The sequence below is a fragment of the Streptomyces sp. DH41 genome (assembly GCF_029813785.1).
GTDB lineage: Bacteria > Actinomycetota > Actinomycetes > Streptomycetales > Streptomycetaceae > Streptomyces.
In genome coordinates this window covers 48,807-64,855 of the sequence record NZ_JARVKY010000004.1, presented here as the reverse complement: position 1 = coordinate 64,855, position 16,049 = coordinate 48,807, and the positions used below count along the sequence as shown (strand labels likewise).

Annotated in this window: 15 protein-coding genes and 1 pseudogene; 12 read left to right on the top strand and 4 right to left on the bottom strand. The window is 71.7% G+C overall.

All coding sequences use genetic code 11. The annotated features are described in order from the left end of the window. Window positions 1-18: 18 nt before the first annotated feature. Window positions 19-837, bottom strand: coding sequence for a siderophore-interacting protein (locus QC283_RS09000; RefSeq protein WP_279560856.1), 819 nt, complete (start codon window positions 835-837; stop codon window positions 19-21). 143 nt (window positions 838-980) lie between these two features. On the opposite strand from QC283_RS09000, the gene QC283_RS08995 reads away from it, so the two are divergent. From QC283_RS08995 to QC283_RS08980, 4 genes are all read left to right on the top strand, one after another. Further along, entirely contained in the window at window positions 981-1,532 is a 552-nt protein-coding gene (locus QC283_RS08995) for a SigE family RNA polymerase sigma factor (protein WP_279560855.1), read from the top strand. Next, a complete protein-coding gene (locus QC283_RS08990) occupies window positions 1,529-2,896 on the top strand; it encodes an outer membrane protein assembly factor BamB family protein (RefSeq protein WP_279560854.1) in 1,368 nt (455 codons plus the stop codon). The genes QC283_RS08995 and QC283_RS08990 overlap by 4 nt, the downstream gene beginning before the upstream one ends. A gap of 257 nt (window positions 2,897-3,153) precedes the next feature. Next, window positions 3,154-3,984: a PP2C family protein-serine/threonine phosphatase gene (locus tag QC283_RS08985; protein ID WP_279560853.1), complete on the top strand. Its 831-nt coding sequence runs from the start codon at window positions 3,154-3,156 to the stop codon at window positions 3,982-3,984. Between the two features lie 50 nt (window positions 3,985-4,034). Further along, complete coding sequence (locus QC283_RS08980) at window positions 4,035-5,024, top strand: MASE1 domain-containing protein (protein WP_279560852.1); 990 nt, start codon at window positions 4,035-4,037, stop codon at window positions 5,022-5,024. 42 nt (window positions 5,025-5,066) lie between these two features. On the opposite strand, the gene QC283_RS08975 is transcribed toward QC283_RS08980, so the two are convergent. Then, a complete protein-coding gene (locus QC283_RS08975) occupies window positions 5,067-5,978 on the bottom strand; it encodes an NAD-dependent protein deacetylase (protein WP_279560851.1) in 912 nt (303 codons plus the stop codon). A 157-nt stretch (window positions 5,979-6,135) separates the two neighbouring features. Here QC283_RS08975 and QC283_RS08970 point away from each other — a divergent pair, with 157 nt between their 5' ends. From QC283_RS08970 to QC283_RS08955, 4 genes are all read left to right on the top strand, one after another. Then, window positions 6,136-6,354, top strand: coding sequence for a hypothetical protein (locus QC283_RS08970; protein ID WP_279560850.1), 219 nt, complete (start codon window positions 6,136-6,138; stop codon window positions 6,352-6,354). Then, on the top strand, window positions 6,348-7,406 hold the full coding sequence (locus tag QC283_RS08965; protein ID WP_279560849.1) for a hypothetical protein: 1,059 nt from the start codon (window positions 6,348-6,350) through the stop codon (window positions 7,404-7,406). Before QC283_RS08970 ends, QC283_RS08965 begins: the two co-directional genes overlap by 7 nt. A gap of 167 nt (window positions 7,407-7,573) precedes the next feature. Further along, complete coding sequence (locus QC283_RS08960) at window positions 7,574-8,434, top strand: endonuclease/exonuclease/phosphatase family protein (protein WP_279561149.1); 861 nt, start codon at window positions 7,574-7,576, stop codon at window positions 8,432-8,434. 17 nt (window positions 8,435-8,451) lie between these two features. Beyond that, entirely contained in the window at window positions 8,452-9,198 is a 747-nt protein-coding gene (locus QC283_RS08955; RefSeq protein WP_279560848.1) for a hypothetical protein, read from the top strand. Window positions 9,199-9,202: 4 nt separating this feature from the next. Here the strand turns inward: QC283_RS08955 and QC283_RS08950 are convergent, their stop codons facing one another. Further along, a complete protein-coding gene (locus tag QC283_RS08950) occupies window positions 9,203-10,975 on the bottom strand; it encodes a beta-ketoacyl-[acyl-carrier-protein] synthase family protein (protein ID WP_279560847.1) in 1,773 nt (590 codons plus the stop codon). Between the two features lie 313 nt (window positions 10,976-11,288). Then, window positions 11,289-11,684, bottom strand: coding sequence for a RidA family protein (locus QC283_RS08945; RefSeq protein ID WP_279560846.1), 396 nt, complete (start codon window positions 11,682-11,684; stop codon window positions 11,289-11,291). Between the two features lie 136 nt (window positions 11,685-11,820). Here QC283_RS08945 and QC283_RS08940 point away from each other — a divergent pair, with 136 nt between their 5' ends. The 4 genes and pseudogenes from QC283_RS08940 to QC283_RS08925 all read left to right on the top strand — a co-directional run bounded on the left by QC283_RS08940 (window position 11,821) and on the right by QC283_RS08925 (window position 16,006). Continuing rightward, window positions 11,821-12,801, top strand: coding sequence for a helix-turn-helix transcriptional regulator (locus QC283_RS08940; protein ID WP_279560845.1), 981 nt, complete (start codon window positions 11,821-11,823; stop codon window positions 12,799-12,801). A gap of 145 nt (window positions 12,802-12,946) precedes the next feature. Next, window positions 12,947-13,480 (top strand): GNAT family N-acetyltransferase, encoded by a 534-nt coding sequence (locus QC283_RS08935; RefSeq protein WP_279560844.1) that lies wholly within the window; start codon window positions 12,947-12,949, stop codon window positions 13,478-13,480. A gap of 77 nt (window positions 13,481-13,557) precedes the next feature. Continuing rightward, window positions 13,558-13,962 (top strand): annotated as a pseudogene (locus tag QC283_RS08930) (proton-conducting transporter transmembrane domain-containing protein); the annotation flags it as partial. 115 nt (window positions 13,963-14,077) lie between these two features. Further along, window positions 14,078-16,006, top strand: coding sequence for an ABC transporter ATP-binding protein (locus QC283_RS08925; RefSeq protein WP_279560843.1), 1,929 nt, complete (start codon window positions 14,078-14,080; stop codon window positions 16,004-16,006). The last annotated feature ends 43 nt before the right edge of the window (window positions 16,007-16,049 follow it).

The following is a 16,049-nucleotide window of genomic DNA, read 5'->3' as shown; positions in this document are numbered from 1 at the left end:
GACGGCGACCGGCCGCCGTCAGGCGGCCTGCGCCTTCTCGTGCTTCCAGAAGCCCGAGAAGGTGATGCGGTCCTTGGGCAGGCCCAGACGGTGCAGATGCCTGCGGCCCTCGGTGGCCAGGGCCGACTCGCCGACGACGAAGGCGTATCCCGTCGCGCTGGCGGAGGACAGCCGCCGAAGCTCACGGAGTGCCGCGACGCCAGGGACGGTGGCGCCGTCCTGGCGCACGACCCAGGAGACCGCGACTCCCGCCGGTCCGTTCAGCGCGCGCCTGTCGTCCGCGGTGGGAACCTCCTGGATGAGCCGTCCGACCGTCCCGTCCGGCAGGGAGCGCAGAATGCCGGCAGTGGCGGGCAGGCCGGTCTCGTCGGCCACGATGGTGACCTCGGAGGCGTCCTGCGGGCAGTCGAAGAGGATGCCCTGGTCGAGCAGGGCGAGCGCGTCTCCCGGGGCGGCACGGCAGGCCCAGATCGCCGCCCTGCCCTCGATGTCGCCCCCCGGGCCGCGGTGCACGACGAAGTCGATGTCCATCTCCGCCGTCTGTTGACGGAAGTCGGCCACGGAGTAGTTGGCGCAGTGCGGCCGTTCGTCCTCGGGAATGGCGAGATACGGCTGATACCACTGGGACCCGGTGAACTCCGGGAGCCGGAGACGGTGTTGGCGGGGGAGCCGGAGGAAGAGGCGGAACCAGTGGTCATACCCGAGCCAGGGGAACTCGGCGAGGTCCGGACCGGTGACGGTCACGCGCTGCATGGACGGGGAGACGCGTTCGGTGCGCACCACGTGGGCACGGAACATCCTGGGGTCTTGTGGCATGAGCCGACGAACCTTCGCCATGCAGGCAAGGCTAGCCTAAGTTGAACCTCGTATCACCCTCCCCCCGGCGCCGGTTGCGCCGCTCGCGGAAGAATCCCGGGAACGCTGGCATAGATCGGCCGGGGTCCGCGCGTCCTTGTGGGCGTGAGGGAACGGGAGGGGTCATGGACCCGCAGGACCAAGAGGGATTCCGGGACTACGTCGACGCCCGGTGGAGCACCCTGCTGCGCCTGGCGAACCTGCTCACCGGCGGCGACCGGCACGAGGCGGAGGACCTGGTGCAGATCGCTCTGATGAAGGCGCTGGGCCGCTGGCGGCACATCGAGGACCTGGACGGTTACGTGCGCAAGGTGATGTATCGCCAGCAGATCAGCCGCTGGCGACTGCGCCGCCCGCACCGTGAGGTGACGTTCGCCGCGCCGCCGGAGGGCCACGGTGTCGCCGACGGCACGTCCGACGCCGACCTGCGGATCACGGTGCGCCAGGCGCTCGCCCGGCTGACTCCGCGGCAGCGCACGATGCTGGTGCTGCGCTATTTCGAGGACCTGTCCGAGACGGAGGTGGCGAGCGCCCTGGGCTGTTCGGTGGGCACCGTGCGCAGCACCACCCACCGGTCACTGGCCCGGCTGCGCGGACTCGCCCCGGAACTGGCCGCCCCGGCACCGGCCGCGGCCACCACCCTGAGCAGCGACGTACCGAAGGGGGCCCGCACATGAACGCCGACCGGCTCGACCACGCGATCCGGGACGTCCTGCACCACTGGACCCCCGACGACCCGGGCGCTCCCGCGGACATCGCCGACCGCGTCGTGCGCCGCCGCCGACGGCGGAACCTGGCGCGCGTCACCGGAGCGGCCCTGGGCCTCGCCGGCATCACCTTCGGCGCGGTCCTCGTCACCGGCGCGGGCGGCGACGACAAGGCGCGGCCGCCGGCGCGGGTGAGTGAGCGGAGCACGCTGCTGTGGCGGACGACGTTGCCCGGCACGTCCTGGGACGCCTGCACCACCGGACCCGGTGCCGTGTACTGCCGGGGGGAGGAGTACGACGGTATCGGCGTGGACGCCCGCACCGGGAAGATCGTGTGGCAGCACAAGGCCAAGGACGTCAACGGCGGCAGCTCCCCGGCAGGGGCGCTGCCCGGCGTCCGCGACGGGATCCTGTACACCTACGCCGATCACGCCCCGGGGACGTCCGGAGCCGGCACCGACCTCGTCGCACTCGACATCGACAGCCGGCGGGTGCTGTGGAAGCACGAGCTGGCCGACGACAGCCGCAGCAGTGCCTCCGCCGTGCTGTTCGACGGCGGGATCCTCGCCAACTCCCCGGCCTTCCGGAGTGTGGTCGCGCTGGACGACCGGACGGGCCGGACGCTGTGGACGTACTCGTGGGACAAGGCGGACTGCGACCGTGCCGCCATCGGCGGCGTCCCGTACCTGATGTGCTCGCCGGACAGTGAGGAGAGCCCGCGGCGCAGCACCGTCGTCCGGCTGGACCCGGCGACCGGCGAGCCGCGGACGGTCGCGTCCGTCGAGGGCCCGACCGCCTACATCGGCACGGACGGGGACGCCATCCTGCTGGGCGGCATGGCCGGCGGGCAGCAGTTCCTCAGCGACCCCGGCCCCGCCACCCTCACCCGCGTCGACGTCGGCTCGGGCCAGGTGTCCCAGCACCGCGTCGACGGCCTGCCGATGGGCGTGGTCGCCGACGGCGTCATCCTGACGCCCGGCGGGAACGGCGACGTCGTCGCCTACTCCGCCGACGACGGGAAGCGGCTGTGGTCGCGCGACCTCGGACTGAAGCTGCGCACGGAGCCGGGCGATCCCACGATGCGGGAACTGCCCTCCGCCGCCGCGGTGGATCTCGGCACTCGTATGGCGTACTACCTCGGCCCCTCCGGGCGGCTGGTGGGTCTCGACCTGGACAGCGGTGCCGTGCGCTGGCGCGGCCGGGTGCCGGTGCCGGAAGGCCCGGTGGAGGGCGGGATCGCCCCGGAGCTGATGCTCTACGAGCGCGGGCTCATCGGTCAGATCGGTGGCGAGCTGTTCCGTATCAGGCCGGAGCCGGCCGAGGCGGGTTCGTAGCCGGACGGCAGGAGGCCGCGGGGGAGGGATCGGGCGGGGGGAGGCCGCGGGGGAGGGGCCGGACGGCAGGAGGCCGCGGGGGAGGGGCCGGGCGGGAGGCGCCGGGCGGGACGAGTCGCCCGTCCCTCCCGCGCGGTTCGCGACGGTATGCCCCCGTTCGAGTTGAGTGAGACACTGGCAGTGCCCGGTGCCCGCCAGGGCTGTAGCGAACCGCACGGTGAAGCCCGTCCAGAGGCCGTCCGGCCCGGGAGTGGTCGATGTTCCGCAAGCGTCCCGCACCTGACGGCGAAGAGCTGCTGGCCAGGCTGGCTTCGCTGACGACCCGGACACGGGAACTCGCCGAGCTCCGGCGCTCCCAGGTGGAGCTCGCCGTGGCACTGCAGCGCGACATGCTTCCCGCGGACCTGCCCGTGGTCCCCGGCTTCCACCTGGCGGCCTGCTACTCACCCGCCTACTCCGGACTCAACGTGGGCGGCGACTGGTACGACGCCTTCGTACTCCCCGACGGCCGTATCGGCCTCTCCGTCGGAGACGTCCAGGGCCACGCCATCGACGCGGCGGCCTTCATGGGGCAGATACGCGTGGGTCTGCGGGCGCTCGCCTCCGTGACGAGTGAGCCCGGTGACCTGCTCGCCTGTACGAACGATCTTCTCCTCTCCCTGAACAAGGACCTCTTCGCCACGTGCACCTTCATGCGCTTCGACCCGGCCACCGGCGTTCTGGAGAGCGCGCGGGCCGGGCACATCCCCTGCGTGTGGGCCACGGTGGACGGCAAGGCGGAGGTCTCCGAGGACGAAGGGGGACCGCCGCTGGGCGTCCTGAAGGGAACCGACTTCCCGGTGACCCGGTACCAGCTCGCCACCGGCGGAGTCTTCGTCCTGCTCACGGACGGTGTGGTGGAGGGCCCCTCCCTCAGCGTCGACGAGGGGCTCGAAAGGGTCGTACGGCTGGCGGGCATCGCCGCGGTGGCGGGGATGGAGGCGCACGCACTCGCGGCCGCCGTGCTCAGGAACGCCGAGCTGGTGGGACACGAGGACGACGCGGCGGTGCTGGTCGTCGGTCATGACGGGCGCGCTGTTACGCCGTAGGGAGGCACCCGGTACGACTCGCCTCGCTGACACGGTGACGGCGGTGTCTGATGACTGCTGTGGTGGGTATCCGTGCTTGGCCGCGACCGCTCGTCCTGGTCTGCGAGACGCTGCTCGTCGCCGCCTGCTACTACGCGGCGGGGCGGCTGGGGCTGTCGCAGCAACTGGTCGCGGACGGGGCGGTCGTCACCCCCATCTGGCCACCCACCGGCGTCGCGCTCGCCTGCCTGCTGCTGTTCGGAGTACGGTGCCTGCCGGGTATCGCGGTCGGCTCCCTGCTGGTGGTCGCGTCCCTGACCGTGCCAGGGCTCTCGGCCGCCGGAGTCGTGATCGGCAACACCGCCGCGCCCCTGTGTGCCCTCCTGATGTTGCGCGCGGTGGGATTCCGCGTGAGCCTCAGCCGGCTGCGCGACGGCCTCGCGCTGGTGTTCCTGGGGGCGCTGACCGCCATGCTGATCAGTTCCGGGGTGGGCGTCGGCATACTCGTCCTCACGGACAAACTCGCCACCCACGACTTCTGGCTCGTCTGGCTGGCGTGGTGGGTGGGTGACGCCATGGGCGTCGTCATCGTCACCCCGCTGCTGCTTCTGCTGCACCGGGCCCGCCTGCCGCCCCCGTCCGGTCGATGGGGTGAGGCCGCGGGGCTCACCCTCGTCGTGTGCGTACTCGTACCGCTGGTCACGTACAGCTCGGTCAGTGTCCTGTTCCTGGTGTACCCGATCCTGATCTGGGCCGCGCTGCGCTTCCAGCTGGCCGGCGGCATGCCGTGCGCCCTCTTCGCCTCGGTGGTGGCCACCGTCGCCGCCAGGGACGAGGCAGGCTCCTTCGGGCGACTGACCGACGTCGAGACCATGATGAAGCTCCAGGCGTTCAACGGGACCCTGGGCCTGACCGCGCTCCTGCTGTCCGCCGTGATCAGCGAACAGCTCAACACCAGACGTTCGGTGGAACGGGCCTGCCAGGAACTGGTCGAGGCGCTGCAGCATCTGAACGCCGGTGGCCCGGGCAACACCGGAACGTCCGGGCGAGACGGCCGGTGAGGTGCCGCGGGCTCCTCGGGCCCGAGCCGCCGGACCGGCCGGTCAGCTTCGGGGCGGCAGGGGTCCCGGGCCGTCGACGGGGATGTCCAGCCGTGCGGCCACGGTGGTGAGCGCGGTTCCCAGCGGGAGCGCGACCCGGGTGCGGGCGTGCCGGTCGCCCCGGGTCGGGTCCCGGTTGACGATCAGTACCGGCTTCCCGTCCTGGGCCGCCTGGCGTACGAACCGCAACCCGGACATCACCGTCAGTGACGACCCCAGGACCAGCAGGGACTCCGCCGCACGGACCAGCGTGCGGCAGTGCTCGACCCGCCGGGGCGGCACGGTCTCACCGAAGAACACCACGTCCGGTTTGAGCATGCCCCCGCAGACCGCGCAGGGCACCACGCGGAAGTCCCCGACCTGCTCGTCGGTGAGGTCGGCGTCACCGTCCGGGTTGATTCCGGCGGCCACCGGCTCGAAGCCCGCGTTGGCCTCCTCCAGTCGCCGGGCGAGGTCACGGCGCGCGCTGAGGACGCCGCAGGAAAGGCAGACGACCCGGTCCAGACTTCCGTGGAGTTCCACGACGCCCTCGCTGCCGGCGGCCTGGTGCAGGCCGTCGACGTTCTGGGTGATCACACCCGAGAGCAGGCCGTGCCGTCCGAACGCGGCCACCGCCCGGTGCCCGGCGTTGGGACGGGCGCGGCCGAAGACGCGCCAGCCGAGATGACTGCGCGCCCAGTACCGGCGTCGCGCCTGGGCGCTGCCGGTGAAGTCCTGGTAGGTCATCGGGGTGTGCCGGCTCAGGCTCCCGCCCTCGCCCCGGTAGTCGGGGATACCCGACTCCGTGGAGATGCCCGCCCCGCTGAGCACCAGCACACCACCGGCGCTCAGCGCATCGGCGACTGGCCCCGGATCCGTGCTGCCCGGGGGCAGGTCCTCGTCAGGGGTCCAGCTCAGAGTGGGGCGCATGCGCATGCCGCCAGGGTACGGAACCGCCCGTCCCGGGCGCTCGGCGCCGGGTCGGCGGCCGGCGCACAAGGTCAGCGGAGGGGACGCCGGGCGACCGTGCCGGGGAATGGTGAACGTGGATGTCGCTACCACGGGTACACCCTTCCCGATCCGGGGCGCGGACGTGAGAATCCGTCAGCAGCCGTCGACGGACTCCGCCCGGGTGGTGACCCCGCCCGGACCGACGTCCGTCCGCGTGGCCTGCCAGGTCCACGGCGGACTCGTCGAGTACGACGGTTACGGCAACGACGTCCGTCGTGCCTGCCCCGACCACGGCGGCTGCATCTCCGACGTCTTCATGGACGTCAATGACGCCCGGCTCCCAGGAGTGCCCACATGCTGACCCGTCCCGTCCGCCCCACCCGGCGCGGCGGCGCCGCCCCGCGCCGCGGACCGCGCTCCACGCACGCGCTGAGCGTCATGGCGTGCCTGCTCACCCTCGCCGGTACGACACTGGCCGCGGCTCCGGCTCCGGCTCCGGCTCCGGCCGCCGAGCCGTCGCCCCCCTCGGCGTCCTGGCGCCCGGACCTGTCCCGGACCGGCGCCGACGATGTCAACGTCCAGTACGAGGGGGGCACCCTGCGGGTGCGGGACGGTTCCGTCAATCCCGCCTCCTTGGACCGCGACCGCGGCTACGCCTCCGCCGTGCTGGAGACACACCACCTCGACCGGCCGGTCGACCGGGTCACCGTGGGCCTCGACGCGACGGTGCCCGCGGCGGCGAGCGTCGAGGTCGACGTACGGGGACGGGCCGCCGACGGAACCTGGACAGAGTGGCGGCGGGCGGCGACCGGCACCCCGGCGCAGCTGCCGCGTCACGTCGTCGACGTCCAGGCCCGGCTCACCCTGTGGAACACCGAGGGCGGGGCCACGGCCGCGGTGAGAGCGCTGACACTGACGGCGGACGACATGGGCAGCGCCCCCGCCGAACCCGCGCCGAAGGCGGCCTCGGCCTTCTCCGCCCGGGTCTACGCCACCCGCGAGGGCCTGGTCGGACACACCACCGCGAACGGCCACGTCATCCGCGAGGACGACCACTTCGTGGCGCTCCCCTCACGACGGGCCCTGTCGCCCAAGGACAGCGGTCAGTATGCGGTGCAGGTGTGCGGGCCGGTCCGCTGCGAGACCGCACCGGTGTGGGACGTCGGCCCGTGGAACACGCACGACGACCACTGGAACCCCTCCGCGCAGCGCGAGCAGTGGCAGGATCTGCCGCGGGGCCTCCCCGAGGCGCAGGCGGCGTACGAGAACGGCTACAACGGCGGACGCGACGAGTTCGGCCGACTGGTCGCCAACCCGGCCGGCATCGATCTGGCCGACGGCACCTTCTACAACGTCGGCCTCGACGACAACGGCTGGGTGACCGTCACCTACCTCTGGACCGACGGCGAATGAACGTGCCTTGCACGGCAGAGCGGCCACGTGCGCGCGGACGGTGAGGATGAGGTCGTCGTCGGTCACGAGGAGATCTCCGGGCACCTCTGGCCGTTCGACGACACCCGCGTCCCATAACCTTGTGTCTCAAGACGTCAGGTGCCATGAGTACACATCTTGGGGAGGCCATGGTGCTCGGAAGGGGCGCGCGGTTGCTCGCGGGTGCCACAACCGTGGCATGCCTGCTGTTGACAGGCCCCAGCGCACCAGGCGATTCCCTCGTCGTCAGGCCGCTGCCCTCCGACGCTCCCAGAGACGTCGTACCGAACCGGGTCATGACGTGGAACATCTGCAACCCGTGCCAGGAGAGCGACGTCGAGCTGGCGGCGGAGATCGCCACGTACGCTCCCCAGATCGTCGGCATGCAAGAAGCGTGCGTGCGTGACGTCGAGCGAATCCGGGCCTACCTGGAGAGCCTTTACGGGCTTGTCTACCACGTCGAGTACGGGACGGTTCTCGATCACCGGAGCCGGTGCGGGGGAACGCCGTGGAATCCGGGGGCCTTCGGCCAGGCGGTCCTCTCGGCGGCACCGATGACGGACCACGTCAACGTGGAGTACCCCGACGGCGGATCCGAGGACCGCGGGTACATGGCGGTCACCACCATGGTGGGCGGCGAGCCCGTCCGGGTCTTCAACACACACCTCGCCCATCGACGTCAGGAGGCGATCCGGGCGGGCCAGACCGAAGTACTCGCCGCGGCTGTCGCCCGGCACGACCGCGCGATAGTCCTCGGCGACTTCAACGCCGTGCCCGACGCTCCCGAACTCGCCCGGATGTGGACCCTGGCCGACGACGCGGACCCCCAGTGCCATCCCCCCTCCGCCGGTACCTGCAAGCTGACCACCGACTGGCACAGCAAGTTCGACTACGTCTTCCTGCGTGGCCTGGTCCCCCTCGAACACCGCGTGCACCCCACCCCGTACTCGGACCACCACCTGGTGCACGCCGACCTGGGCCCGCGGAACCACCAACGATCGACACCCTGATCGATACCCTTCGCGCTGTGACCAGCAGCGACGATTTCATACGCGTACAGCGGGCATGGAAGCGGATCGAGACGTGGCTGGAACGCCACGCCCCCGCTTCGCACGCCATGCTCAACCCGCCCGCCGCCCCGGACCGGATCGAGCGCTGGGAGGCCACGACGGGCTTCCCCCTTCCCCCGGCTCTCAGGGCGCTCTACCTGTTGCACGACGGCAGCCGGGGGTACGACCAGGACCGGTTCGGGGACCACCCGCACGCCGGGGGACCGCTGCCCGCACCGGCCGACGACGCCTCCCGTGCCTGGGAGGCGCAGTGGGCCGCCGCTCTCTTCCTGCCCGGCCCGGGCATCCACACCGGCTTCGCCTGGTTCCCCCTCGACGAAGTGGTGGCCCAGCATCCGGTACACCAGGGCATCGACGGGGAGTACGACCGGCTCATCCCCTTCGCCGCCGACACCCTCGACTCCTCCATGTCCGGCTTCTTCCTCGATCCCGAGGACGGTCGGATCGGGGCATGGGGGGAGGCGGGGGAGGTGGACTTCGCGCTGGGCACCCTCGTCGACTACGTCGAGCAGGTCGAGGCGGCGCTGCACCGCGGCGGCACGGCCTTCGGCTACCGGCCCGCCCTGCACGCCGACGGTGCGCTCGGCTGGCCGGACAGCGACGGCGACCCGTTCGACGGACTCGGCGGTGACGCCTGGACGTGGGTGCCCGAAGGCGGCATCCGCCTCCCTCCGGGGCCTGGAGCCGGCGAGGCGTTGCGGTAGGGCCCTACCCCACCCGGCGCAGGGCCAGCACCGCGTTGTGGCCGCCGAAGCCGAAGGAGTTGCTCAGCACGAGGTCGCCGGAGGCCGGGAGGGCACGCGGTCCGGCGCGTACGACGTCCAGGTCGATCGCGTCGTCGAGCTCCGCGCAGCCGACCGTGGGCGGCATCACCTCGTGGTGCAGCGTGAGTACGGCGGCGACGGCCTCGACCCCGCCCGCGGCACCCTGGAGGTGGCCCATGTGCCCCTTGAGGGCCGTGACCGGTACCTCGCGCCGTCCCAGCACGCCCCGCAGGGCCCGTGCCTCGGCGAGATCGCCGTCGACCGTCGCGGTGGCGTGCGCGTTGACGTGGACGACGTCCGCGAGCCGGCCGCCGGCGTCGCGTACGGCCCGTCGCAGCGCGAGCGCGATGCCGTCGCCGGACGGATCCGGCGCCGCGACGTGGTGGGCGTCGGCGGACAGCCCCCATCCGGCGGCCTCGCAGTAGATACGAGCCCCACGGGCGCGCGCGTGCTCCTCGGACTCCAGGACGAGCACCCCCGCCCCCTCCCCGTTGACGAAGCCGTCACGGTCCTTGGCGAACGGCCGCGACGGCGAACCCGCTGACGGGTCACCGTCGGCCAGTGCCCGCATGGCGGCGAAGGACGCCATGATCGCCGGCGTGACGACCGCCTCGGCACCGCCCGCGAGGGCGATGTCGACCCGGCCGTACCGGATGCGGTCCACGGCCTGCCCGATCGCCTCGGTGCCGGAGGCGCACGCACTGGTCACGGTTCGCGCCTCACCGGTGATGTGCAGGTCGAGCGAGACCTGGGAGGCCGCCTGCGAGGGCACCGTCATCGGCGTGGTGAGCGGTGAGACTCCGCGCGGTCCCTTCTCCCGCAGTGCGCGGTCCCCGCCGACGAGTACCGACGCGTCGCCGAGGATGGCACCGAGGCTCACTCCGACCCGCTCCGGGTCGAGGCCGCTCTCGCGGGTACCGCCGTCCGCGTAACCGGCGTCGGCCCAGGCCTCCCGCGCGGCCAGCACGGCGAACTGCGCGGCGCGGTTCATCCGTCGCGCGGACCGGCGAGGCAGCAGTCCGGCCGGGTCCACCGGCACGGTGCCGGCGATGCGCACCGGCAGCCCGTCGAACTCCTCGCCCGCCAACTCCCGTATGCCATGCCGCCCTTCGAGCAGCCCCTGCCACAACTCGTCCGTACCGACGCCCAGTGGCGTGACGGCACCGAGCCCGGTGACGACGACACGCCGTCCTCCGGCCGCCTCGGCCTCCCGGACGGCGCGCGGCTCGTGCCGTACGACCTCGCCCTCCCGGTCGGCCGCTGCGGCCCACCGGCGTACCTGGGCGTCGGTCACGCCGTCATCCTGGTTCTCTTCCGTGTCCCGGTGCCATGCGCCCCAGCGACGGACGTACGTCACGCCCTGGGCCTGCGGGTCGACAGCCCGCAGGCAGTGCACCCGGTCCCCGTCGCGGAAGGCCACGTCGTCGAGGGCGGGCGAGCTCCCGGTCGGCACCGCGTCCGGGTCCAGGCGCCGCCCGGCGACGGTCACCCGCTGCTCGCGTCGTAGGGCCTCCTCGTGGTCCACGCCGCCGAGCGGCGGTCGCAGCGTGACCCGGATCACTTCCGGGGACGTGGGCTGCGTGTGCGTGACGACGTGCCACCGGTGCCGCGCCGCGTCCTCGCCCGACAGAGCGAGCAGATCGCCGGGGACGACCTCGGCGGCCGTAACCGTGTACGGGCGTATGGGTACTTCGGGCGTTTCGGGTGAGTGGGTCATAGCCGTGCGCACTCTCTTCAATCCGAACTGTCGTACTGACGGCGTTCATGAGTGTTCTGCACGAAGTGTGAATCGGCTATTGTTGAACGTAGGACTTGTCCATTTTGTATAGATCTGCCACATAGGTGACGCGAGACACGTCAGGTAAATGGCGGACAACACGGACTAGTTGCCAGGGCATCGCAGTCCTGTGTGAAACGTCACTGTGGGCGCTCGGCGCGTTCGCCCAGGACACCGAGCACGGGTAACCACCCGTCCCCCTGCCACTCGTGCCGGTTCGACCGGCACGAGTGGCAGGGCCGACGAGGACGCGTCACGCGACGGCGGTCGCCTCGAGCTCGACCATCTGGCCGGGGACCGCCAGTCGCGTCACCTCGAGCATCGTGGAGGCGGGCGCCACTTCGGCGGCGCCCAACCGCGCTGCCAGCACGCCGTAGTGCTGGAGGAGCAGATCGGCGTCGGTCGTGTAGACGTTGAGCCGGACCAGGTTCCCGAGGGACATGCCGGCCTCGCCGAGCACCGCCTCCAGGTTGTCGACGCTCAGCGTCAACTGCGCCGCGATGTCGCCGTCGTGCTGAGGCCTGCCGTCGCCGCTCATCGCGGTCTGCCCCGAGACGTACAGGGTCCGTGTGTGCCCGGAGACGACCTCCCCCTGGTTGAATCCCATCGCCACCGACCACGTCACCGGGTTGACCGCTGTTCGTTCCACTGCCGCATCAGCTCCATTCGATCCATCGGAAGCACGTACGTCCATCGGCTCGGTGGCCACCAGTTCCGACGTCGTGTCGAAGAGCCTCCCAGCGAATCACGACACCCTTGGTCATGTATCTGGTTAAAGTCCTCGCATGCGTGCCGATCGGCTGGTCTCACTGGTGCTGCTGCTGCGCCGGCACGGTCGGCTGACAGCGGACACGATCGCCCGCGAGCTGGAGGTGTCCACCCGCACCGTGCTGCGCGACATGGAGGCGCTGTCCGCGGCGGGCGTCCCGGTCTACGCCGAACGCGGCAGGCACGGCGGGTTCGCGTTGTCGCCCGGCTTCCGGACCGAGCTCACCGGACTCAACCACGACGAGGCCCTCGCCCTGCTGACCGCCGGATCGGGGCGCGGCGAGCAGGTGTTCGGCCTCGGCTCGGCGCTCGCCTCGGCCATGCGGAAGGTGGTCGACGCGCTGCCCGAAAGCCATCGGGCCACCGCGGGCGACGCCACCCGGCGACTTCTCGTCGACCCGGAGACGGATCTGCTCTCGCGTCGGCTGGTCACCGAGGAGGTGTCCGACACCACGATGATCGAGGTACGGCGCGCGGTGCTCGCCGGACACAAGCTGCGCATCCATTACGCGGCCACGGGCCAGGCACCACGGTGGCGCACCGTGGACCCGATCGGCCTGGTCACCGTGCGCGACCGGGCCTACTTGCTGGCAACGAGGTCGGGCGCGGACCGCACCTACCGGCTGTCGAGGGTGCGGGACGCCGAGGAACTCCCCGAAACCGCGCAGCGGCCCGACCGGGTCGATCTGGACCGGATCTGGCGGGAACGCTCGGCGCGGTTCCTCTCCGACGGTGACCACGTCACCGTGCTGGTACGGATGAACCCGGCGCGGCGGGAGGAATTGCTGGACACCGCGCTGGCCGTCCGCGCGGAAGAACCCGATGAGGACGGCTGGCTGCGGCTGGAGGCGACCTTCCAGGATTCCCGGCACGCCGAATGGGCGCTGTGGCAGCTCGGTACGGACGCGGAAGCCCTGGCCCCGAGGTCGTTGCGCGCCTCCCTGCGCGACCGCGCCGCCGCGATCGCCGCCCGCTACGGGGACTCACCCCGGGAGTGAGTGACGCACCACGCGCCGCGGGGTCCCGAAAAAGACCCCGCCGCGAGGTCTCGAACAGACCGGTATGCCCCGCAGGCAGTGCGGCGCGCTCGTTCGTCCGGCCCCGCGGTTCGCGTTCCCGTCGCCGTGTCGGCAGGATGACAACATGATCGAGATCCGCACCCCCCGTCTTGTCCTGCGCCGATGGCTGGACGACGACCTCGTCCCCCTGTCCGAGATCCATGCCGACCCGGTGGTGATGCAGGGCATCGGTGACGGCAGGCCGCGTTCCCTGGAGCAGACCGCCGAGGACATCGAGGCGTGGGAGGAGGAGTGGGACGAGGAAGGGTTCGGGATGTTCGCGGTCGAGTTCCTGGGCTCCGGCGAGCTCGCGGGCGCTGTCGGCCTGTCCGTTGCCGACGCCCCGGCCGAGGTCGCCGGTCAGGTGGCGATCAGCTGGCGGCTCGGACGGGTCTTCTGGGGGCAGGGTTACGCCTCCGAAGCGGCGCACGCCACCCTGGAGTTCGCCCTTCAGGACCGTGGCCTCGATCGCGTGGTCGCCGTATGCCGGACGGGCGACGGCGCCTCCGTGAACGTACTGGACAAGCTCGGCATGCAGGCGGAAGGTACTGCACAGCACCCGGTCCACGGCCACGACCTCGCGGTCTTCGGCATTGACCTGACGCAGTACCAGGAATAGCGGACAGGACGGCCTGGACCGGACTGTGACGCGGCTGCCACGGGTCGACGGCCGGCCCGGAATCTCCCGGGCGCCGGCCGCTGCCGCTGGCCGTCCTCGCCGCGGTCACCATGACGCTGGGCGGTCTGGCCGCGTTCTCCCAGACCTCCGTCAAGCGCCTGCTCGCCTACTCCGCCATCAGCCAGGTCGGTTACCTCCTGGTGGCCCTCGCCGTCGCCGGCCGCAGCGACCTCGCCCTCAAGAGCCTGCTGTTCCACCTGGCCGCCTACGCGGCCACCAACCTCGGCGCCTTCGCGGTCGTGGCAGCGCTGCCGAGGGCCCGCCGCCTGGACGACTACCGAGGTCTGGCCCGTCACCGCCCCGGTCTCGCAGCCGTCCTCGTGGTCTGTCCGCTCGGCCTGGTCGGCACTCCGCCCACCGGCGTCTTCCTCGGCAAACCGGAGATCTTCGGCGCGGCGATCGACGGCGGTGCCGCCTGGGTCGACACATCAAGCGTCGGCGGGCAGCCGTGTCCGATTCTCATCCATCCGTGGTAAATGCCTGGACCGGTGCCGTCGTCCAACGGGAAACTTCCGTCTTCCGACCTTCGGGAGAGTGATGGCGGCAACGACAACGCAGGCGCCGACGCCGGGCAGGAGCGCGGTCGTCCTCGCGCTGCGCCACTACGGCCGGGAACTGCTGCGCCTGCGACGACTGGCCCTGCCCGCGCTGCTCCTGCCGGCCGTGGGCAACATCGGCATCCGCTACGTCGCCCCGCTGCTGGTCGCCAAACTGGCGGGGCAGGCCGCCGACGACAGTGGTCTCACCCTCTCCTCGGCGATGCCGTACGTGCTGGGCTTCGGCGTGGTGCTGCTGCTGGCCGAGACGGTGTGGCGGATCGCCCAGCACTGCCTGAACCGCGTGGAAGCCCTCGGCATGGAGCACCTGTACGTGAGCGGCATGGACGAACTCCTCGCCAAGGACGTGGCGTTCTTCCACGGCAACTTCGCCGGCTCCCTGACCAAACGCGTGCTGAGTTTCGGCAAGCGCTTCGAGGACTTCGTCGACACCGTGACGTACCGGATCGTGGGAAGCCTCGTGCCGCTGCTCTTCGGCGCCGTGGTGCTCTGGCACTACGAACCGATGCTCGTCGCGGGTCTCCTCCTGATGATCGTACTGACTGTGGTGAGCGCCGCACCCCTCATCCGTCGCCGTCAGGCGCTCGTCAACGACCGTGAGGCGGCGATCGCCCGGGTCTCCGGTCACGTCGCCGACAGCCTCATGAACATGGAGACCATCCGCGCGTTCGCGGCCGAGCGGCGGGAAGCCGACGAGCACCGCCGCCGCGTCGCGGAGTCCCGGCGCCTGGCGCTGAGGTCGTGGGATTACGGCAACCTGCGCGTCGACACCCTGATCGCCCCCATGTCCGTGCTGACCAACGTGCTCGGCCTCTTGGTCGCCATCGCCTTCCGGGGCTCCGGCCAGGGAGTGGAGGAGATCGTCGTCGCTTTCACCTACTACTCCAACGCGACCCAGATCATGTTCGAGTTCAACCAGATCTACCGGCGTCTGGAGAGTTCGGTGACCGAGGCCGCGCAGTTCACGGAGCTGCTGCTGGACCCGCCCACCGTGCTGGACGCGACCGAGCCCGAACCGGTCGCGCCACGGGACACCGGCATCCGCTTCGAAGCGGTGACCTTCGCGCACGCGGGCGCGAAGCCGATCTTCGAGGGTCTCGACCTGGACGTCCCCGGCGGGGCACGGATCGGTCTGGTCGGCAGGTCCGGTGGCGGCAAGACCACACTCACCCGACTCCTCCTGCGCATGGCGGACATCGACGCAGGACGCGTCCTGATCGGCGGTCAGGACATCAGCCGGCTGCGTCAGGCCGATCTGCGCTCACTGATCGCCTACGTTCCGCAGGAGCCCGCGATGTTCCACCGCAGTCTGCGGGACAACATCGCCTTCGCCCGGCCCGGTGCCACCGACGAGGAGATCCACGCGGCGGCCGAGGCCGCGCACGTCACGGAGTTCGCCGAGCAGCTCCCCGAGGGGTTCGCCACCCTGGTGGGGGAGCGGGGCGTGAAGCTGTCGGGCGGTCAGCGCCAGCGGGTCGCCCTCGCCAGGGCGGTCCTTCGCGACGCCCCGATCCTGCTGCTCGACGAGGCGACCAGCGCGCTGGACTCGGAGAGCGAGATCCTCGTCCAGGACGCCCTGTGGCGGTTGATGGACGGACGTACGGCCCTCGTCGTCGCCCACCGCCTGAGCACCGTCGCCGGCATGGACCGGCTCGTCGTCCTCGACCGGGGGAACGTCGTCGAGCAGGGCACCCACGAGGAGCTGCTCGAGGCGGGCCGCGTCTACGCCAAGCTGTGGCAGCACCAGTCGGGCGGCTTCCTCGACGAGAGCGCCGAGCCGGCACCCGGCGAGGCCCCACCGGGAGCCGGTCCCACCGGGCTGCCGGGACCGCCGGAACCGCCGGCACCGGCTCCGGATCGGGTCCGGCGGGCGTCCCCGCAGGCTCGCACCGGCACCGGCCCCGCGTGATCGAGCCGGGCGCCGTCAGGTCCGGCGCCGGCCGGCCCTCTCA